Below are 21,413 nucleotides of genomic sequence, written 5' to 3' on the forward strand. Positions count from 1 at the left end.
TATTAATAATTTTTTTTATCCCACAGCTCTGATAATCTTTGTTTTAGGCGCAGTTCAACTCCAAATTGCGATGGCAAATAAGCAGGCTGTTTTTCTTTTTGTTTAAAATTAAATATAGCTTGAGGCAAATATTCGGTTAAAACAAAACTATTTTCATAATTGTGAGGATATTGATAGTGTTGACTCCCCTTGATTGTTAATTTTGTAGGGGGCTCAATCGACAATCCCTTTTCTTCTGCTTGCAAACGCCATTTACGCACAACCTCAATAGCAGCATAAGCTTTATTGCTTTTAAATGTGCTGGCTAAATACGTAACACATTGTGCCAGCGGAATTCTGCCTTCTGGCATACCAACACATTCTACCGCTTTATAAGCACTTGTCGCTAGAGTCAGCGCTTGAGGATCGGCATTGCCAACATCTTCGCTCGCAAAAATAATACAGCGCCTTAAAATAAATAAAGGATCTTCTCCTTTATCAAGAGCTGCAATGGCGTAAAATAATGCCGCATCAGGGTCGCTGCCTCGCATACTTTTTATCATTGCGCTTACAAAGTCGTAGTGATTTTTAGCTGAAAAGAATTTTAATGAATTATTAAAAATCTCTTGTTCTTCTTCTGCATTTGTACAGTAAAAAATATTTTCAAGAAGGTTTAAGGCAAATCGCAAATCTCCGCCGCTCATTTTTGCAATTTTATGAATCACATTATTTTTTAAATGATCGATAAATTCAGGATTTCTTTCGCTTACAACATGTTGCGCATTGTCAGCAAGGTAAGTCAGTCCTAAAAATAACCCTTCCAAAATTTCTGTTTCGTTTAGCGCAGACACATAAATACAACGCATCCGGCTTAATATTGGAGCACTCAGTTCAGTATTTGGTGGCTCCGTTGTTGCTCCAATAATCCAAGCTTCAGTGAATTCGAGTATGGGAAGCAAAGCATCTTGTTGCGTTCGATTGAGCCTATGAATTTCGTCAATAAATACAAGAGGTGGCTTATTATGGTTTGCAATCGCAGCGCGAATTTCTTTCACACCATCGCGCACCGCAGAAAGCATGATAAACGGTAGATGACTTGCTTCTCCTAAAAGTTTTGCCAATGTTGTTTTTCCACAACCAGGAGGTCCCCAGAGGATCACATGAAAAGGTTTCCCCTGAAGCCAATGTTTAAAATCTCTTTCCCATATTTTTTTTGCAGAACCGAGTAGGTGTAACTGTTGAAGTGAGGGACGAATTTTTTCGGGTAATAAATGTTGTGTTGTGGAATCTTTATTAAAAATCATGTTGATTTATTTCGTATTATTAAAAATGACCATATTAAAGCAATGCCACCAAGAATTCTAAGCGGCCAATCAGAAAAAATCGAATACAATGTTGCTTCTTCAGAAATGGGAACATCTACAAAACCAGTACTTTGCGTTAATATTTGCGTAGACGGTAAAATAACTCTGCCTAAAGGATCGAATGCCATGGTTGGACCCGAATTTGTCACCATTATTAGGCTTCGCGAATTTTCAATCGCACGAAACTGATTGAGCACACTAAACTCAAGCCCAGCATTGCTATCTACCATCCAAATAAAATTTGCTTGATTAACAAAAATCGAAGCCTTTCCTTTTGCTGCTTGCAAGCGTGGCAGCTCAGCGTAGATTGAATCAAAACAAATCAACGGTGCAACATAATGTTTTTCACTATAACCTAATGCATCATAACTTTTCCCAACCTCGAGCTTACTCGCATTGGTAAAAATTTTACGATAAGCAATACCAAGAGATGGAAAAAAATTTTCTAAAGGTAAATTTTCTCCAAACGGCATTGGAATCCATTTTTCATATTCCTTGCTCAGCGAACCATCAGGTCTAATTAAAAAAGAAGCTGACCATACTTTTACATCTTCAAGACTTTTTAATCTTAAGTCTTGTTTATCCCATTTAGTTGCTTGCACTAAAATTGGTACATGAGTAGCAGTTGCAAGCTTTTTCGTTGCATTAATTTCATCATAATCTAAGGTAAAATAACTTTGTGTTGCGCTTTGGGCCACACAAGAAGATCGGGCTTTCTACCATCTGCTTTAATCGCTTTATCAATAGCCTCATAGCTTAAACGAATAAGATAAGACAAACTCTGACTGTGTGCCTCTTCAGTTGGAAGCTGTAATGACGCAACCGAACTAAATGTAAAGTTTGGTTGGACGTAAGCAATGCGAGTTGTCGGTAAATTTTGTAAAGAATGATCAAATTTTCTAACTTTATAGTAACCAAACACAATGATAAAAAACCAAATAACTAAATGCGAACCTATGGTTAATAAAAATAATAGTCTATTTTTTAAAAAATTTATAATTGCTTTCGCTAGTGCTAGATTTGTAAAAAATATAAAAAATGAAATCGCATGAAAACCAAAAATACTTGATAATTGAATCACATATTGCTCTGAACTCATTAAGCTTCCAAAAGTCCATGTAAAAAACCGTGGAGCTATCATTTCGAGAAAAACAATACTCATTGCAATAAGTACCAGAGGTATTTTTTTATTATGATGCCGAGTACTCAACCAAGTTTGTACAATTAATGGCGAAAAAATAAACGGAAAATAAAGTGAGGTTAATAAACAAATAAAAACATAAAGAGGATATGCAACGATTGGTTTTATTGTACTAAAATAAATAATTGGACTAGAGATCCAAAAAAAAGCAAATAATTGAACTATAAAACCAAAAAACCAAAACGCAAAAAATGCGTGTAAAGCCCTTTTCCTAGCACTAAATGCAATAGAGTGAGGTTTTAAATTAGAGGTTATTGTATAAAACTTAGGAAGCGTTTCAATCACAATAAATAATGGGATTAAAGCAAATGGAAGAATAAAACCAATATTAAGTGTAGGAAATTGGTAACCAGGAAAGCCCATTGATACCATTACGGCACTGAGAAAAAGAGCAAGGTACTTAAGAATTCTTGATTTTAAAGTTAGCATTTATGTATCATGACCTATAAGGTTTGGACTTAAGCAATAAAAAAGTTTATACCAACTGCGGGTCGCATGATATCATGTACATTTGGAGATGACAATATGCGTTTATCGGGTATTCACAAAATAATATTGTTTAGATTTTTTATTTTTATAAATATATTTCATATTTTTCCAAATCTATTTGCAAATTCATCGACTGAAATTAATTTACAAGGACAAATTCCAAGAGTTGAATTTGACTCAACCCGCTATGATTTTGGAGACATCTATCGTGGGCAACGTTTAATTCACCAATATAAGTTTATCAATACAGGAAATGGTACATTAGTATTCAGCAATATTCATGCTGCTTGCGGGTGTATGAATACAAAAATTTATGCCGAAGACAAAAAAACGATTAAAAATATATTCAAACCAGGAGAAAGAGGAGTCGTTAACGTAGAATTTAATTCGCAAGATTTTTCTGGAGCAATAATAAGAACCATCACTCTTGAAACCAATATGGGTTCCTCTTCACCAACTGTGACATTAACAATAAGCGCAAATGTTTTACAAGAAATTAGCGCTAGTCCTGCCCTCTTGTATGTAGGAAAAATTCATGGAGATACAAACAAAACTTTTACAATTAACATGAATTTTTTTGAAAGAGCAAAAAAACTTAACAATCAAGCAGAATCTGTAAGTTATATTCAATCCGAAATTGCCAATTCAAAAATTGCTGATTCTTTCAAAGACAGTATTTTATCTAACAACGAAAGTTTAAAAATACTTGCAGTCGAATCGAACGTTCCTTATTTAAAAGTCAAGCTTGTTCCAACTGTTCTTGCACAACCACCACAAATTTTAGTGCAATTTGATGAAAAACAACTCCCCATAGGCTCAATTAATGCCAAAATTAGGGTTTGGAATAATTCAACATATTATAAAAACTATGAAATTCCTGTTGTTGGAGAATCTGTTGGGCATGTTCAAGTGTCTGCTAAATATGTTGAGTTTGGCGTTGTGAATAGCACTCGATCTGCAGAACGCGTGATCTCTTTTAAATCTAAAAATAAAAACTTTTTAGTCACAGGCGTTAAAGTCGATCTTAAAAAATTACCCGAACTACAAAGCGTTAAAGATACAGATTTTTTTGAAGTAAAAAGAGAGAAATCGGTTCATTCTGAAGCAATTTCTGATAGCACAATAACTTCTTTTTTAGTTTCTTTTAAACTATTTTATCCTAAAAAACTCAATCAAGCCTATGCAAGCATGCAAAAAGCCAATGGTCTGAATGTTTCAGGCTTTTTTATTGTCAAAACGAATGATCCCGACTACAAAGAAATTTCGGTACCATTCTTTGGTGTATTAAGGGCAGATCCATGACAAGTCATACTACTGTAAAAATTTATCATGCAGCACAAATCTCTTCAGATTTTATTCAATTTGGAATTTGCGCTGGTATTTTCTTTTTTTTGTTTGGTTTAACGCTTGTTTGTTTTGCGTTTAAATCAAAATGCAAGGGGTCATAAAGTGGGATTTTTTCAAAAAATTTTTTCTTCGCAACCTAAATCATATGATAAATATGGTGATGTTTTAAAAAAAATTATGACAACTAAGGAACAAAGGCTTGAAGCAATCGAATCCTTACAAAATCTTCAAGCAGAGTTTGCTGTACCGCAGTTACTCAAAAGATTTGAAATTGCGGTAGATTCTGGATTGCAAGACAGTAAAGAAAAAGAACAATGCTTAAACATTATTGTTAAATTTTCTGATAAGGCCAAACCATTTTTAATTGAAGTTTTATCAAAACAACGTAAAATTTCTTGGCCAATTAAAATAGCAGAAAAAATTTTTTCTGCAGAAGAATATGTAGACTTATTATTAAATAATTTATCATCACAAATATCAGTATTTGATGAAACTTCGTTAGAAAGAAACGAAGAAATTCTTTTAGCATTAAAAGAAGCAAAGGTGCATAGAGATACAATTGTTGATAAAGTAACACAATTTTTGTCTGCATCTGATGACAATGTGCGTATGGCTGCATTAGAGTGCTTAGAAGAACATGCTCTTTTTAATGCCACAGCAAAGAAAATTATTTTAGATCTCGCTACTGAACCAGTAACAGACGAAAACTCTCGATTTATTGGGGTTGTAAAATCTATTATTCAAAATCATAAATGGTTGTAGTTTGCCGTTATTAACAAAATATTCTTATTCTAAGGAATTGATCAAATGGATGATCTCTTAAATAATCCTCTTATTATTTATTCTGGAATTACAATTTTAGCACTACTTGCTTTAAACGTTTTTACTTTAATTAAGTGCCGTAAAGGTAAAGCTAAGCAAGAGTCTTTGCCTGTAAAAGACTCTATTCGCAATTCCTTAATAGAACTTACAAACCAAAAATCGAATGATTATTTTGATAAACAACAATCTCCAAAAAAGAAACTCTCTGTACCAGCTGACGTTGCAAAAGAAGTGTCAGATAAAAAATCCTTTGAAGTGCACTCATGGTTTCAACGATTAAAAGGGGGCTTAAGAAAAACTCACCATCAAATTATTCAAAATCTCGATGAGTTTTTTCTTTCTAAAGATGATAAAGCTGCTAGAGCAGAAGCATTAGAACTTTTATTTGAACTTTTGGTACAAGCCGATGTGGGTGTGCGAACTTCTGAATTACTCGTAGATCGGGTAAAAAGTCGCTTAGGCGCTTCTGATTATTCAGACTCTCAAGTTTTTAAAAATGTGTTGCGCGAAGAAATTTTTAAAATCTTATCAAACACAAAAAACAATCCTAAAGGAACTCTCGAATCACCACTTCAAAGCCTTGCCAATAAAAAGATTCCTCATGTGGTGCTCATGGTTGGAGTGAATGGCGTAGGGAAAACAACCACAACAGGCAAACTTGCTTATAAAGCACATTTGCGTGGACAAAAGGTGGTTATTGGCGCTGCAGATACGTTTCGTGCTGCTGCTGTAGAACAGCTTGCCATTTGGGCGAATCGTTCGCATGCAGAGATGATTCGTTTAAAAGAAGGCTCCGATCCTGCTTCGGTTGCTTTTGAAACAATAAAACGCGCAACAGATAACTCAGCAAGCATTTGTTTAATTGATACTGCTGGACGCTTACAAAATCGTCAGGATCTTATGCAAGAATTGGCAAAAATTGCGCGAGTGATTTCTAAAGAAAATCCCGATGCGCCTCATGAAGTTTTGCTCGTTCTCGATGCAACAACCGGCCAAAACGCCCTGCAACAAGCGCGTATTTTTAAAGAAGTGATTCAAATTACAGGTCTTGTATTAACGAAATTAGATGGCACTGCCAAAGGAGGCATTGCCATTGCTATTGCTGCTGAGCTTGGCGTACCAATTCGTTATTTAGGAGTTGGAGAATCTGTTGAAGATCTAGAACCGTTTGAAGCCCACGACTTTGTGAATGCGTTGTTTGATTCTGACAAATCTTAAAAAATTATTTAAAAATTTAATTACTTACAAATTAATAATTCTTTTATGCTTGTTGTGAATTTTTGTGTGACGTTTCCTTTGCGAGGCTTCCATTCCTCATTTAAAAACATATCGCCAAAATTTATTGTTGACGCTCCACACAAGTTGTTCACTTTATCAATCACAGAAAGCAACTCACTTTCTTTGTGTAAATTTCTAAAATCAAATAAGTTAGATGGAAGCATATTTTTGCCTTTTAGATCAAAAACCACTACCCCACATTTTTTATATTTTTTTTGTTCTTTAAAAATTTTTTTAAGCCCAATTTGCCCATATTTTAAAAAATCAGGTGTAAAATTTGAATAGTAAGGCAATCGTATGTTGATTGTGTCGCTATAAAAATCTGCTTTATGATAATGCGTACTTAAATACACAGACAGATACTGCGCTTCAAGATTTTCAAGCCTAAGCTTTCTGCATGCAATGCCAATATGGTTGGCAAGAGCCGTATAAATATCTTCAAAGCTTGTGAGCAATTTAGCAAAACTTCTTGACACAATAATACTTTTTTTAGGCTCATAAAACAATTGAAAATCAATACAAGAAATGCCTTTTAATTCTCGAGCAATATTCAAGCCATTAATTGTAAAATATTTTTTTATTAAAAGATCGTCTTGTTTTATAAAATCATTTGCAAAATGAATTCCCAATTCTTGTAGTTTTTTTGCGTATTGTCTACCAATACCCCAAATATCACCAATTTCTACTCGTTCTAATGCTGCGTCAATATGATTATTTTGATATAATGCAAGAACACCATTTGCTTTGTGTGATTTTTTAGAAAGTCTGTTTGCAATTTTAGCTAATGTTTTTGTAGAAGAAATTCCTACACTACAAGGTATTCCTGTGTATTGATAAATAGTATTTTTTATTTTCCAACCGTATTCATGTAAATCTTCCTTCGAAACATGCGAAACTTTTAAAAAAGCCTCGTCTATAGAGTAAATTTCTACCTCAGGAGAAAATTGCTCAAGAATTTTCATAATTCTTGAAGACATATCACCATAGAGAGCATAGTTTGAAGAAAAATATTTGACATTATACTTAGTAATTAAATGCTTAATTTGAAAAAAAGGCTGTCCCATTTTGATACCAAGTTCTTTGGCTTCATTGCTGCGACTCACAACTGCCCCATCATTATTGCTTAAGACAACAACAGGAACATTGCGTAACTTAGGGTTAAATACCCTTTCACATGACACATAAAAATTATTTCCATCCACTAATGCTATCATAATATTTATGCTACACTGATTTGATGACTGTGGTCACCACACCCCAAATTTCAAAGTTCATACTGTTATTAATATGAATATTGCGATACAATTCATTTTCTGCTGCAAGAATAATATTTTGATTTTTTGTAAAAAATCGTTTTACCGTAAACTCTCCATCAACAACTGCAACAACAATTTTACCATTTGTAGCCTTTAAAGATCTATCAACAACAAGAATATCTCCGTTGTGAATACCTGCCCCTATCATAGAATCTCCCGAAGAGCGAACATAAAATGTCGCAGCAGGATGTTTTACAACGTATTCGTTTAAATCAATGGATTTCTCGATATAATCGGTTGCAGGAGAAGGAAAACCAGCACAAACTGAACTAAAAACAAATGGAATATAACGCTTCGAGTTTAAATTTGGAACAAAAAACATAGACCCTCCAAAACAACCGTACATATATATGGTTTAATTTTAAGATCAAGTCAAACATTAAAAATAATCTAAAATTTATTTTTCAATTTTTTTCTTGGATAATTTTAAGTTTTTTTAATAAATTAAGAATATAAACGGCGAGTACATGTATTTAATTAAAAAATTTTAATTAATTTGCAATTTTACACACAGCTTGCAAAAATAATTTATCTTCAGGAATAATAAAATTGATTTCTGCAATTAGTTTATCAAAGTTTTTATCTTTAAAATAAAAATCATTTAAAAATTGTAACGATTGAAATTGACTTAAAACTCTTTTAACCGAAGATTTTGTATTTCTAAGACCTTCTTTGGCGCTCAAGTCACAAAATTGCGCAATATGAATGGGTAAAATTTCTAAAATATTTTCTAAATTAAAAAGAGAAATTTCTGCACAGCAGTTTTTAGAAGACACACCATTGTCCCATGCAAAAAGAGAATTTGTAATAGAAATTCTAATATTTTGAGGTGTTATATTGTGACTATAAATACTAATGACAGTGGATGTTGTCAGATGCGTTTCTAAGCCTGCTTGCAACAGGTAAATGGCCAATGGCAACTTATTGCAATGAGAAGGAACATCGAAATGAGAAGAAAGAATAAAAGAGCAGTGTTCACTTTTTTCAAAAAAAATGCGACTCCACAAAATATCAACAGTCGAAATAAACGGAATATTTTTAAATTGTGGCAATTGGCAATTTTGCTGTAAAAAATCATTTGCGGTTAACGCTTCCCCATCTTCTTTTAATATCTCACACATCACAGCGGCATAGGGCATGTCTGCCATACGACACAACTCATAAAGAGCTTCTGTGTGCCCCGCCCTAGCAAGCAACCCACCACCCATGGCACGCAAAGGAAACACATGACCAGGAGAAATAAAATCACGATGGGTTGCCTGAGAATTGATCATCAGTGAAATCGTGTAAGCGCGATCAGATGCTGAGATACCAGTTGTCACACCATGCTTAGCATCAACTGATAACGTAAAATTAGTATGAGACATACCCCCTGGTAGCTGAGGAGCGAGGCTAAACCCCAATGTGTCTGCAAGCTCGTGACTTAACGATACACATAAAAGACCTTTAGCATGTGTTAGAGCAAAATTTACGTTTGCTGGCGTAGCACCAGACGCATGAAAAACCAAATCAATTTCGTTTTCACGCGCACCGTCGTCTCCAACAAGAATAGGCGCACCTTGTTGAAAGAGCGTTAGACAATTATGAAGCCGCTCATACATCGCAAAGAGTTCATAAGTATAAATATTCTCAGTAGACACCACCGATTGAAGCTCCTTTATAAACAACTAAAACAAACGGGTGAAAGGTACGCTGCACGCTCACAGTCCGATTCTTGCATTATCACAAGTTTTAGGAGAAAGCATTGTATGATGCATTCTGTTTTGTTACTGCATTTCGGAGAAAATTTTAAATGGAAATTACAATCACACATATCCTCATTATCTTAGAACTTATTATTTTAGAAGGGTTATTAAGTTTTGATAATGCGCTAGCTCTAGCCGCCCTGGTTCGCAAAAAACTAAAAGACCCTATTCAACAACAACGCGCTTTGGTTTACGGCATTTGGGGCGCATACATTTTAAGAATAGGAATTATTTTTGTTGGCGTTTGGCTCATGAAGTATGAATGGGTTAAAGCCATTGCTGGTTTTTATCTTCTTTATTTAGCAATTCATGAACTATTTCTTCATAAAACACAACAATCATTGACAGAAGACAACAATCAATCTGCATCGCAAATGACAAGCTTAAAGGTTAGTGCAAAAACTTTTTTCATAGTCGTTGCTCAAGTTGAGTTGATGGATTTGATGTTTTCAATAGACTCTATTGCAGTTGCATTAGCAATTTCTGATATAAAATGGGTTCTGATCACAGGCGCAGTGCTTGGAGTCTTATTTATGCGTATCGCAGCAGGCTTATTTATAAGACTAATTGAAAACTTTCCCGCACTTGAAAAAACAGCATTTGTACTGGTTGGTCTTGCAGGTTTAAATGTAATTTTAAAACTTAAAGACCTGAATCTAGGGTTTATGTACCTCACCATTGACAAACCAATACCTGAAAACATTTTTTTAGGATTAATAGTTGGTATTCTCGTATTTGCAATAGTATTTAGCAAGATATTTTCTAAAAAATTGGCAAAATAAAAATTCCGTATATTCCTCACGATATATAAAATCAAATAAGCACAATTTATATAAATAATTAAAACTATAAAAATTTACACTAAATTACTTGAGAAAATTTTTGAACTTTAAATCTATTTTAAACAATTAATAATGGATTTTTTTTCCAAATAAATTTTAAAAAAAATTTGATTTTTTTTTAAATACTCTCTAGTAGATTAGCAAAGTTATCAAAAAAACGATAACTGAATTTAAAGGGACTAATTTTATGAAAATGCTTTTAAAAATGATAGTGTTCATTGTTGCAAGCAAAGGTTTTTTTAGCTACGCCAATTGTCCCACCCCTGCCACTTTTGAAGTAACAGATAATTTAACCTTTATTGCAAAAACAGAGCAAGGAATATGGCAGCAAATCTATAATTATCAAAGCTATTACTATCAACAAAACTACGCTAGTACGGAAGTTTCGCTGTTTTTTGTCATAGCTCATAAAGAAAATAATAGGCAATTTTTTAGTAATCACAAAATACATTCTAATAAAATAATTTGCATCTATCAAGTTAGTAACAAACCTGGCAAATTTATTATTCTTAAAAATCCAGAAAACACACACTACGAAATCAATGTACCAACAAGAAATGATGAAATAAATGGATGGAGAGACGGAGAACAAACACCCTATTGCTTTACAAAAACACTGCCTGCACGCGAAAATATAGATAACTATACTTATTGTAATTTTAATGCACTTAATTAAATTAAAAACAATTTTTTAAAGTAAACAAAATGTTTTGGTAATATTGTTATAAAATAATGAATGAGTTTTAAAAAAATAGCGTAACATACTGTTACGTAATCATGTACTTATTAATTACTTTGTACTTACCTCTCCATCAACATTATTATTCAATTGCTGTTGAATCGCTTTCTTTAAATCGTTTTGAGTATCACGATTAGAGTATCGCTTCATCTCTTCCATAATAAAATGCTTAGTTTGGTACTGAGGATCTTTCAATACCAGCTGCTTACCTAATCTGTTACTTAAATTAAAAACAAGAGGAGCCTTTAGATTAGCGCTCATTTTTTTAGGATCCATTGGAATTGTTACAATGACGGATATAACAGCCTCATTTGGATTTGTAAGTTTAAGAGCTGCAACCTCCTCTTCAGTAACCTCTACCATATAATCAGGCCTAAATGAAAGAGGACTAATTACAATAAAAGCCATTGTAGCTTCGTTAGTAGATTGAAGCCATTTAAACGGAGAATCAGTGTCATGATCAAGGAGAATAAATTGATTCAATTCTGGAAAACCAATAAGTCCTTCAGGCAGTGAAATTATATCACCTTCATTAATTTCCACTTCTCCGAAGCGCGATGTATTTACCTTCAAAGCATCCCTCCTATTTCATCAAATCATTAGCTCAATTCTCAGGTTATGTGACTCAAATAAAATGTGCAATAAGCGCACCTTTTTTTATTGACGTGTCAAAATATTCATCGCTAAAAGGTGTCAAATGAATAATCAATATTAAAATAGATTTAGTTTTACACAATGGCTAGTCATAAAAGAAAAATTATAAAACCCCAAACGCAAATATCTGTAATCAAAGAAATTTATTAATTACTAAGGCTATAGATTTATAATCTACTGAGCACTAAAGAAAAGCAATAAAAAACAAAAAAAGCAATTAATAAAAACAGAATTTTTTTTCAAATATTGATAATCAAATTTTATCAAAAAAAAATCTACATACCAATTTTTAAAAAATTGGGAAATAAAATTAAAGTTAGAAAATAGTACTCCGAAAAAATAAGGCGACAATTTGGAGAGACAAATGTCAAAATTAGAAATACTAAAAAAAAGAAAAGAAGAAATAGAGAATACTTTAAATAACCTGCAAAAATTATTCGATGCAAGAAATGCATTTCTTGCTAACTACGAAAGACTAGCGTTTGAAAGAGTAATAAAAAAGAAAAGAACACTTTTAAATGTAAGTAACAATAAAAGAGTTAATTTTATGCGAAGATTAACAAAATCATCTGATATGGAAATGAAAAAAAGTAGATTATGTATTTTTTACTTAAACTCAAGAAAACTTCATTTAATTAAAACATTAGATGACATTAAAGCAGAACTAGATATATTACAAACAACAGGAAATAATTTCGTCCCTAACGAGTGATACCAACAAGCATTTTTTTCCTATTTACATAAATTAAAATATTCATTTAAATATTATTATAATTAGTATTTTAAATTTGAGATTTTTTAAATGCAAAATATACTTAAAAAAAATTTATTAAAAAAATTTAAAGAAAATCGTAATAAATTTATTATATTTTGTATTTGCTTATTAGTGATCTCAACAACCACATATATCCTTATATTTGCATTCCCATTTAAAATAGTAATGACAGCAAATGCTGCAAGTAATAAAAAAGAAAATGTAATAAAAAATAAAAAAGAAAATATATTTAAAGTAATCTCCGAAAAAGCAAAAATAAAAAATATTCCAATTTTTTTAGAATCGATTGGAACTGTCTTACCAACTGAAAGCGCAGTAGTTAAAACACAGCTCAGTGGCGAACTAAAATCTGTTCAATTTAAAGAAGGACAGCTTGTAAAAAAAGGAGATTTATTAGCAGAAATTGATTCAAAAACATATCAAGCACAACTTATGCAATATGAAGGGCAATTACTAAAAGATAAAGCATTACTCAATAACGCCCGTTTAGACTTAAAGCGCTATAAAATGCTTATTGAAACAGGTGGAATTTCAAAACAAACTCTTGATACTCAAAGTTGGCTAGTTAAACAATATGAGGGTGCAGTAAAATCAGATAAAGGATTACTCGAAGTTGCAAAAATAAATCTCAATCGTTGTAAAATTACAGCGCCAATATCTGGCCTTGCAGGATTAAGAAAGGTAAATCCTGGTAATTATGTACAAGTTAGTGATCCAAACGGAATTGTAATTATAAATAAACTACAACCTATTTCTGTTATTTTTTCGTTACCAAGCGATCATATTCAAAAAATAATTAATAAACTAAAAACAAAGTCAAAAGTTACGGTATCAGCACTAGACAAACAAAAAGAACAAATACTTGACTCTGGAGATCTGGTATCCAGTGAAAATCAAATAGAATCTACTACTGGAACTATTAAACTAAAAGCAAATTTTAAAAATGAAGATTTGATACTATTTCCTAATCAGTTTGTAAATGTAAAAGTATTAATAGATTTTTTTGAAAATGCAATTGTTATTCCAACTTCTGCAATTCAACGAGACAAAAAAGGCCATTTTGTATACTTAATTCAAAATAATAAAGTTAAAATTAATTATATTTCTACGAGTATCGAACATGAAAACGAAACAATTGTTGTTTCAGGAATTAAAAAAAACGACTTGGTTGTTTCTGAAGGGACAAACGGATTATTTGATGGCGCAGAGGTTGCGTTATGATCAATTTATCTGCTCCATTTATAAAACGCCCAATAGCAACATCTCTGTTTATGATTGCCATTTTACTAGTTGGTATTCTTGCCTTTAATTTATTGCCAATTTCTGCGCTTCCTGAAGTAGAATATCCAACAATTCAAGTTGCAACGTCTTATCCTGGCGCAAGCCCCGAACTCGTAGCAACTACAGTCACAGCTCCATTAGAACGACAATTTGGACAAATGCCAGGACTATTACAAATGACGTCTGCTAGCTCATTTGGAAGCTCAATCATTACACTGCAATTTAATTTAGATATGAATCTTGATGTCGCCGTTCAACAAGTTCAAGCAGCAATAATTTCAAGTCAAAATTTGCTGCCGGCAAACTTACCAACCCCACCTATTTATAGCAAAGTCAACCCAGCCGATGCACCAATTATTACACTGGCATTAAACTCAAAATCTTTAAACCTAACCGAAGTGCAAAATTTTGCAGAAACTCGATTTGTTCCTAAAATTTCAGAAATCACAGGCGTTGGCATTGTCAGACTCAGTGGTGGCCAGCGTCCAGCAATACGAATTCAAGTTAACCCTGTTTTACTTGCTTCCTATGCGCTCAATCTTGAAGACATACGAACAACAATTAACAATGCAAACTCAAATGGCGCAAAAGGAAGTATTGATGGCGAAATACTGACCTATACAATTAACTCAAATGATCAACTTTTAACAAAAAATGATTTTGAAAAACTGATAATCACATACCTTGATCAAGGAGCGATTTACCTTAAAGATATTGCCGATATTTCTGAGGGACCAGAAAATACCCAACTTGCAGCTTGGGTCAATAATGAACCAAGCATCATTCTTGATATTCAAAAACAGCCAAATACTAATGTTATCGAAATTGTAGATAAAATTAAAAATATCTTACCCAAATTAAAAGCAACTGTTCCCAAAGAAATTAATATATTAATTGTAAACGACAGAACAATTACAATAAGAAAATCTATAAATCATGCAAAATTTGAATTGATATTATCAATAATATTAGTCGTATTAATAATATATTTATTTTTAAATAGCTTTTCGGCTACGTTTATTCCAAGTCTTGCCGTACCTTTATCACTAATTGGTACTTGTAGCGTAATGTATTACCTTAACTTTAGCTTTAATAACTTAACAATTATGGCTCTAACTATTGCAACAGGATTTGTTGTCGATGACGCTATTGTCATGATTGAAAATATATCAAGATATTTAGAAAAAGGTTTTACACCTTTAGACGCTGCGCTTAAAGGCGCAGCTCAAATTGGATTTACAATTATTACCTTAACAATATCTATAATTTCTGTGTTAATTCCACTTTTTTTTATGGAAGATATTATTGGCAGATTATTTAGAGAATTTGCTGTAACATTAGCGATTTCAATTTTTATCTCAGCAATAGTTTCTTTAACCTTAACCCCAATGCTTTGCAGACAATTATTAAAATCAGAGCATAGTAAAGAAATTAAAATAAATTTTTTTCAAAATTTATTAAATATTATTATTGAAAAATATTCTGTAACTTTAAAGTTTGTATTATCTCAAAAAAATAAAACAATTTTAGTTTCATTTATTGTATTATTCATAACAGGAATTTTGTTTGTTGCAATTCCAAAAGGATTTTTTCCGATTCAAGATACAGGAGCTATTATAGCAATAACAGAGGCACCCCAGTCAGTTTCATTTTCTGAAATGAATAAGAGGCAAAAACATGTTGCTGAAAAAATATTAGAAGATCCCGCAGTTGAAAACATAACATCAATTACTGGAATTGATGGAATGAATACAACATTAAATAGCGGAAGAATATTAATTACTTTAAAACCATTTGAAATCAGAAAAATCACAAGTGAAAAATTAATAAAAAAAATTCAAAAAAAATTAGATAACATTAAAAATATTAAAACATATATGCAACCAGTTCAAGATCTTAATGTTGAAAATAAAATAAGCCGCACTCAATTTCAATATAGTATTACTTCTCCAAACTCAAAAGAAGTTGATGATTGGAGCAAAAAAATAATTGAAAAATTAATTGAAAGCCCTCTTTTTAATGATGTGACTAGTGATGTTCAAAACTCAGGGCTTCGTGCAGAGATTGTGATTGATCATCAAGTAATTGGCACTTTAGGAATTACGCAAACAATGATTGATAATGCAATTTACAATTCATTTGGACAACGGCCTATTTCTACAATATTTACAAATATCAATCAATATAATGTAATATTAGAAGCAAATCCTAAACTAAAAATTACTATTCAAAATTTATTAGATCATATTTTTATTCAAAATAAAGGCAATATTATTCCTTTTTCTGCGTTTGCTAAAGTTGTAGAATCAACTACGCCTCTTGTTATCAATCGAAAAGGACAGTTTCCTGTTGCCACTCTTTCATTTAATTTAGCACCAGGAGCCTCCTTAGGCTCTGCCGTTGCAGCAATAGAAGACACAAAAAATAAACTACAAATTCCTCCATCTCTTCAGACATCATTTGAAGGGGTGACTCAAATATTTCAAAACTCAATAACCAATTCTTTATTGTTAATATTAGCATCCATCACAGTTGTTTATATAATTTTAGGTATTCTTTATGAAAGCTATATTCATCCAATAACAATTCTTTCAACCATACCATCAGCAGGTTTAGGAGCACTCCTTGCATTATTTATCACAGGAAATGAATTTAATATTATCTCATTAATTGGTATGATTTTATTGATTGGCATTGTCAAAAAAAATGCAATTATGATGATAGATTTTGCATTGGATCTTCAACGAAATCAAAAATTAATCGCAGAAGAAGCAATTTATCAAGCATGCCTTCTTCGCTTTAGACCAATTTTAATGACAACTATGGCTGCTTTACTTGCAGCAATTCCTTTGGCATTTGGCAATGGAATAGGAGCAGAGCTTAGAAAACCATTAGGCATTTGTATAATTGGAGGGTTGATTTTAAGTCAAATATTAACCTTGTATACAACTCCAGTTGTATATTTATTTTTTGATAAAATATCCAAAACCTTTTTGTCTTTTGCTCAAAAAAATAGCGAAAAAGAAACTCCTCAAACAGTTTTGGATATAAAAAAATGAGAAATATATCTTCTCTATTTATCAATCGCCCAATAGGAACTTCATTACTAGGAGCTCTCATCATATTAGCAGGAATTCTTGCTTTTAAATTATTACCAGTTTCACAATTACCGCAAATAGAGTTTCCAACAATTGTTGTTCAAGCAGCTCTTCCGGGAGCCAATCCAACAATTATGGCATCCTCGGTGACAACACCACTAGAACGACAATTAGGAAAAATTTCTGGCGTTTCTGAAATGACTTCTACATCAGGATCTGGATCATCACGGATTGTTTTGCAATTTGATTTATCTCGAAAAATTGATGGAGCTGCAAACGATGTGCAAGCAGCAATCAATGCCTCATTAAATCAATTACCTAAAGAGTTGCCAGCAGTTCCAACATATCGCAAAGTTAATCCAGCCGACGCACCAATCATGATTCTTTCTCTTACATCTGACACATTAAAAAAAGAACAAATCTATGATGCGGCGTCTTCAATTCTGCAACAAAAAATTTCGCAAATAGAGGGTGTTGGACAAGTTAACATAGGAGGCAGCTCACTACCAAGCATCAGAATTGATCTCAACCCACACTTACTAAATCATTATGGAATATCATTAGAAAATGTAACACAAGTTATCAATCAAGCACACAGCATTACACCTAAAGGTTTATTTGAAGATGATTTAAAGTCATATCAAATAGAAACATCCCCACAAATATTTTCTTCACATCAATATAATCCATTAATAATTTCGTATAAAAATAATAGTTATGTAACTTTAAAAGATATTGCTAAAGTTTATGATTCTGTCGAAGATTTAAAAAATATGGGTTATGCCGATGGCAAACCTGCTGTAATATTAATAATATTTAAAGAACCAGGAAAAAATGTTATCGAAACAGTTGATCGTATTCAAAAAGAAATTCCACAATTAAAATCTTTAATTCATAAAGATATAGATTTAACAGTTTCGTTAGACAGAACACTAACAATTAGAGCGTCTTTATTTGATGTAGAAAAAACTTTATTAATTTCTATTATATTAGTAATTTTAATTGTATTTTTATTTTTTAAAGATATCAATGCAACAATTATTCCATGCATCGCTATTCCATTGTCCCTTCTTGGAACATTTATTATTATGTTTTTATTGGGTTATAGTCTTGATAACTTGTCTCTCATGGCACTAACTATTGCCACAGGTTTTGTTGTTGATGATGCTATTGTTGTTTTAGAAAATATTAATAGACATATTGAATTAGGAAAGACTCCATTTCAAGCTTCATTAATAGGTGCTAAAGAAGTTGTATTTACTATAATATCAATTAGTATATCTTTAGTTGCAGTATTTATTCCGCTCCTTTTTATGGATGGAATCGTTGGCAGATTTTTTAGAGAGTTTTCAATCACATTATCAATTGCTATTATTGTATCGTTATTTGTATCAATCATATTTACACCTACTATGTGCTCAAAAATGTTAAAAAATTCGCGAAGTCAAAATTACAAAATAAATATGCTATCTAAAATTTATGAAAAAAGTTTATTTTGGAGTATCAATCACAAAAAAACAATTATTCTAGTTACATTATTAACAATATTTACAAGTGTTTATTTATACAAAGAAACACCTAAAGGATTTTTTCCGCAACAAGATACCGGAAGAATTATTGGCGCAATTCAAACCGACCAAAATATTTCATTTATTAATTTACAAAAAAAATTTACTAAGTTTATTGATATAATTAAACAAGATGAAGCAATTGAGCATGTGGTTGGTTACGTTGGTGGAAGCTCCGCAAATTCAGGTAATGTATTTATAAGTTTAAAGCCGTTAAAGGATAGAAAAGTTTCTTCTGATCTTGTTATCAAACGTCTGAGACAAAAATTATCAACTCTACCTGCGGCTAAAATATTTTTGCAATCTGCTCAAGATATTGTAATAGGAGGTCGCCAAGGAGGGGCACAATTTCAATTTTCATTATCTGCCGATAACTTAACTGAATTAAAAAAATGGACTCAAATATTAACGAAAGAACTTGCCACACTCCCTGGAATTGCTGACATAAACAATAATCAAAAAGAAAATGGATTAGAATTATTTATAAATATAAACAATCAAAAAAAATCCGAATTTAACATAAGCAATAATTCAATAAATAAGTATCTTTATAGTTATTTTGGCCAAAAAGCGGTTGCTACAATTTACAAAAATTTAAACCAGTATCGAATTATTATGGAAGTCGATCCAAAATTTGCTGATAATACAAAAATTATAGATGGGGTTTATATTAATAATAGTAAAAATACACTAGTTCCTTTAAATTCGTTTTCTCAACATCATGTAACAAATTCTTTATTATCAATAAATCACCAATCTAGTTTTCCTTCAACAACCTTATATTTTAATTTACTTCCTGGAATTTCTTTAGGAAATATTGTTAATCAAATCAATGATTCTGTTAAAACTTTAAATTTACCTCCAACAGTTCAAGCCTCGTTTCAAGGAAGCGCAAAAGAGTTTCAAAAATCACTAGATAATCAACCTATTTTAATTTTATCAGCAATAGTCACTGTGTATATTATTCTTGGTATATTATATGAAAGCTTTATTCACCCCATTACAATATTATCAACTCTACCTTCTGCAAGCGTTGGCGCTTTAATAGCACTATATATTACTAAAACTGATTTAAACTTAATTGCATTAGTTGGTATAATATTACTAATTGGGATTGTTAAAAAAAACGCTATCATGATGATCGATTTTGCAATTAACGTTCAAAAAGATAATGCTATATCATCGAGTGATGCAATTTTTAAATCAGCATTACTAAGATTTAGGCCAATTATGATGACAACTTTAGCGGCAGTATTAGGAGCTGTTCCCTTAGCATTTGGAGAGGGAGTTGGTTCTGAATTTAGAAAACCTCTGGGAATTACTATAATAGGTGGATTATTATTTAGTCAATTATTAACCTTATATACAACACCAATTATTTATATTTATTTTGATAAATTATCAGAGTGGTTTAAAAAAAATAAACCAAAAGTTTTAGGAAATAATTATGAAAAATAATAATGATAAATTTAAAATACTACTCACTTTAACTTTTCTTTTTTATTCTTGTACTAGTGGCCCCAAATACAACCCAATATCTTTTGAACTTTCTGATAAATATAAAGAAACAAATGATAAAAACTGGAAAATAGCCGAACCAAATGACGAAATTCCTAAAGGAAAGTGGTGGGAAGTATTTAATGACCCTATCCTTAATCAATTTGAAGAAACTCTCGAACACTCAAATCAAAATATTCAAGTCGCTCTCCATCAATTTGAGCAAGCTCAAGCACTTGTTGCACAGGCGTCATCTGCATATGGTCCCTCTGTAGCGGTTGCAGGTGGCGCATCTCGCCAAAGACAGCCCGCTAGCAAACAAATACCTCAAGCCACCTATTCTAACTCCTTTCAAAGCTCAATCAATGCCTCATGGATTCCTGATCTATGGGGCGCTGTCCGCCATAACGTAGATGCAAACAGAGCCGCCGTAGAAGCAAGCGCTGCGCAATTAGAAAATACTAAACTCGCATTACAAGCCTCACTTGCTCAATATTATTTTTCAGTCAGAATTCTCGATCATAATCAACAAATTTTTACGCAAATTATAGAGTGCTATAATACCATAAACAATATAACAGAAAAGGCAAAAAATGCGGGTATAGCTTCTTCAATAGATTATGAAAACTCAAATGCGCAACTCGAGCAAGCTAAAATTCAATTATCTGAAATTAAAATATCTCGTTCTCAATATGAACATGCCATTGCCGTATTATTAGGAAAGCCTCCTTCTGAATTTACCCTAGAACCACAAAAGACAAAAATTACTATTCCAGAAATTCCTTTATTGTTACCTTCTCGTTTACTAGAACGCCGCCCCGATATTGCGCAAGCAGAAAGACTTGTTGCGCAAGCAAATTCACAAATTGGACTGGCAGAAGCTGGTTATTTTCCTGATTTTACGTTTTCAACAAGTGCTGGATTTTCCAAAACTGACATTGATAGCCTTTTTTCATTACCATCCCTATTTTGGAGTTTAGGGGTAAGTTTAACCGAAACAGTTTTTGATAATGGATTACGTGCTGCAAAAGTACGGTCGGCAGAAGCGAATTATCAAGTGACAGTCGCAAAATATCGTCAAACGGTATTAGGTGCACTGCAAAATGTTGAAGATATTTTAGCTTCAATTAGAAATATTAAAATAGAGGAAGAATTTCAACATAGCATCACAGATCGCAATAAAATCATTGAAGAAATAATATTAACAGGATTTCACTTAGGAAAAAATTCTTATCAAGAAGTCATGCGAGCTCAAATCAATTTATTACAAGCCCAAAAGTCTGTTGCCGATTTATTAGGACGGAATATCTCAGCACACCTCAATCTTATCGGGGCACTTGGCGGGATTTGGTCTCATTAAAAACACGTATTTTTAATTAAACTATTTATTTTTTATATTTAATTTCGATAAATAAATA

At 32.0% G+C, this 21,413-nt stretch carries 18 protein-coding genes; 11 read left to right on the plus strand and 7 right to left on the minus strand.

What is annotated here, in order from left to right:
- Positions 1–2: 2 nt before the first annotated feature.
- Genes Spiro2_RS08720 through Spiro2_RS08730 form a run of 3 tightly spaced genes read right to left on the minus strand, consistent with a single transcriptional unit; the run spans position 3 to position 2,973 of the window.
- On the minus strand, positions 3–1,283 hold the full coding sequence (locus tag Spiro2_RS08720) for an AAA family ATPase (RefSeq protein ID WP_338635364.1): 1,281 nt from the start codon (positions 1,281–1,283) through the stop codon (positions 3–5).
- Positions 1,280–2,041, minus strand: a complete 762-nt coding sequence (locus Spiro2_RS08725) for a nitrilase-related carbon-nitrogen hydrolase (protein WP_338635365.1) — start codon at positions 2,039–2,041, stop codon at positions 1,280–1,282. Before Spiro2_RS08725 ends, Spiro2_RS08720 begins: the two co-directional genes overlap by 4 nt.
- Positions 2,005–2,973 (minus strand): hypothetical protein, encoded by a 969-nt coding sequence (locus Spiro2_RS08730; RefSeq protein WP_338635366.1) that lies wholly within the window; start codon positions 2,971–2,973, stop codon positions 2,005–2,007. Before Spiro2_RS08730 ends, Spiro2_RS08725 begins: the two co-directional genes overlap by 37 nt.
- Before the next feature lie 66 nt (positions 2,974–3,039).
- On the opposite strand from Spiro2_RS08730, the gene Spiro2_RS08735 reads away from it, so the two are divergent.
- Genes Spiro2_RS08735 through ftsY form a run of 4 tightly spaced genes read left to right on the plus strand, consistent with a single transcriptional unit; the run spans position 3,040 to position 6,420 of the window.
- Complete coding sequence (locus tag Spiro2_RS08735; RefSeq protein ID WP_338635368.1) at positions 3,040–4,335, plus strand: DUF1573 domain-containing protein; 1,296 nt, start codon at positions 3,040–3,042, stop codon at positions 4,333–4,335.
- Positions 4,332–4,481: a hypothetical protein gene (locus Spiro2_RS08740; RefSeq protein ID WP_338635370.1), complete on the plus strand. Its 150-nt coding sequence runs from the start codon at positions 4,332–4,334 to the stop codon at positions 4,479–4,481. The genes Spiro2_RS08735 and Spiro2_RS08740 overlap by 4 nt, the downstream gene beginning before the upstream one ends.
- A 1-nt stretch (position 4,482) precedes the next feature.
- Entirely contained in the window at positions 4,483–5,142 is a 660-nt protein-coding gene (locus tag Spiro2_RS08745) for a hypothetical protein (RefSeq protein WP_338635372.1), read from the plus strand.
- Between the two features lie 45 nt (positions 5,143–5,187).
- Entirely contained in the window at positions 5,188–6,420 is a 1,233-nt protein-coding gene (ftsY, locus tag Spiro2_RS08750) for a signal recognition particle-docking protein FtsY (protein WP_338635373.1), read from the plus strand.
- 20 nt (positions 6,421–6,440) lie between these two features.
- On the opposite strand, the gene Spiro2_RS08755 is transcribed toward ftsY, so the two are convergent.
- From Spiro2_RS08755 to Spiro2_RS08765, 3 genes are all read right to left on the minus strand, one after another.
- Complete coding sequence (locus Spiro2_RS08755; protein ID WP_338635374.1) at positions 6,441–7,694, minus strand: Y-family DNA polymerase; 1,254 nt, start codon at positions 7,692–7,694, stop codon at positions 6,441–6,443.
- A gap of 10 nt (positions 7,695–7,704) precedes the next feature.
- Complete coding sequence (locus Spiro2_RS08760) at positions 7,705–8,118, minus strand: LexA family protein (RefSeq protein ID WP_338635375.1); 414 nt, start codon at positions 8,116–8,118, stop codon at positions 7,705–7,707.
- Between the two features lie 169 nt (positions 8,119–8,287).
- Complete coding sequence (locus Spiro2_RS08765) at positions 8,288–9,439, minus strand: 3,4-dihydroxy-2-butanone-4-phosphate synthase (protein ID WP_338635376.1); 1,152 nt, start codon at positions 9,437–9,439, stop codon at positions 8,288–8,290.
- A 149-nt stretch (positions 9,440–9,588) separates the two neighbouring features.
- Here Spiro2_RS08765 and Spiro2_RS08770 point away from each other — a divergent pair, with 149 nt between their 5' ends.
- Positions 9,589–10,323, plus strand: a complete 735-nt coding sequence (locus tag Spiro2_RS08770; protein ID WP_338635377.1) for a TerC family protein — start codon at positions 9,589–9,591, stop codon at positions 10,321–10,323.
- Positions 10,324–10,570: 247 nt separating this feature from the next.
- Entirely contained in the window at positions 10,571–11,059 is a 489-nt protein-coding gene (locus tag Spiro2_RS08775; RefSeq protein ID WP_338635379.1) for a hypothetical protein, read from the plus strand.
- Between the two features lie 114 nt (positions 11,060–11,173).
- Here the strand turns inward: Spiro2_RS08775 and fliW are convergent, their stop codons facing one another.
- Positions 11,174–11,695, minus strand: a complete 522-nt coding sequence (fliW, locus tag Spiro2_RS08780; RefSeq protein WP_338635381.1) for a flagellar assembly protein FliW — start codon at positions 11,693–11,695, stop codon at positions 11,174–11,176.
- A 445-nt stretch (positions 11,696–12,140) separates the two neighbouring features.
- On the opposite strand from fliW, the gene Spiro2_RS08785 reads away from it, so the two are divergent.
- From Spiro2_RS08785 to Spiro2_RS08805, 5 genes are all read left to right on the plus strand, one after another.
- Entirely contained in the window at positions 12,141–12,488 is a 348-nt protein-coding gene (locus Spiro2_RS08785; RefSeq protein ID WP_338635382.1) for a hypothetical protein, read from the plus strand.
- A 90-nt stretch (positions 12,489–12,578) separates the two neighbouring features.
- Positions 12,579–13,772, plus strand: a complete 1,194-nt coding sequence (locus Spiro2_RS08790; protein WP_338635383.1) for an efflux RND transporter periplasmic adaptor subunit — start codon at positions 12,579–12,581, stop codon at positions 13,770–13,772.
- Positions 13,769–16,891, plus strand: coding sequence for an efflux RND transporter permease subunit (locus Spiro2_RS08795; protein WP_338635384.1), 3,123 nt, complete (start codon positions 13,769–13,771; stop codon positions 16,889–16,891). The genes Spiro2_RS08790 and Spiro2_RS08795 overlap by 4 nt, the downstream gene beginning before the upstream one ends.
- Positions 16,888–19,956, plus strand: coding sequence for an efflux RND transporter permease subunit (locus tag Spiro2_RS08800; protein ID WP_338635385.1), 3,069 nt, complete (start codon positions 16,888–16,890; stop codon positions 19,954–19,956). The genes Spiro2_RS08795 and Spiro2_RS08800 overlap by 4 nt, the downstream gene beginning before the upstream one ends.
- The gene (locus tag Spiro2_RS08805) at positions 19,946–21,355 is read left to right on the plus strand and encodes an efflux transporter outer membrane subunit (protein WP_338635387.1); all 1,410 of its coding nucleotides are present in this window, start codon (positions 19,946–19,948) and stop codon (positions 21,353–21,355) included. The genes Spiro2_RS08800 and Spiro2_RS08805 overlap by 11 nt, the downstream gene beginning before the upstream one ends.
- The last annotated feature ends 58 nt before the right edge of the window (positions 21,356–21,413 follow it).

This window comes from Spirobacillus cienkowskii (assembly GCF_037081835.1).
In the GTDB taxonomy this organism is placed as follows: domain Bacteria; phylum Bdellovibrionota_B; class Oligoflexia; order Silvanigrellales; family Silvanigrellaceae; genus Silvanigrella; species Silvanigrella cienkowskii.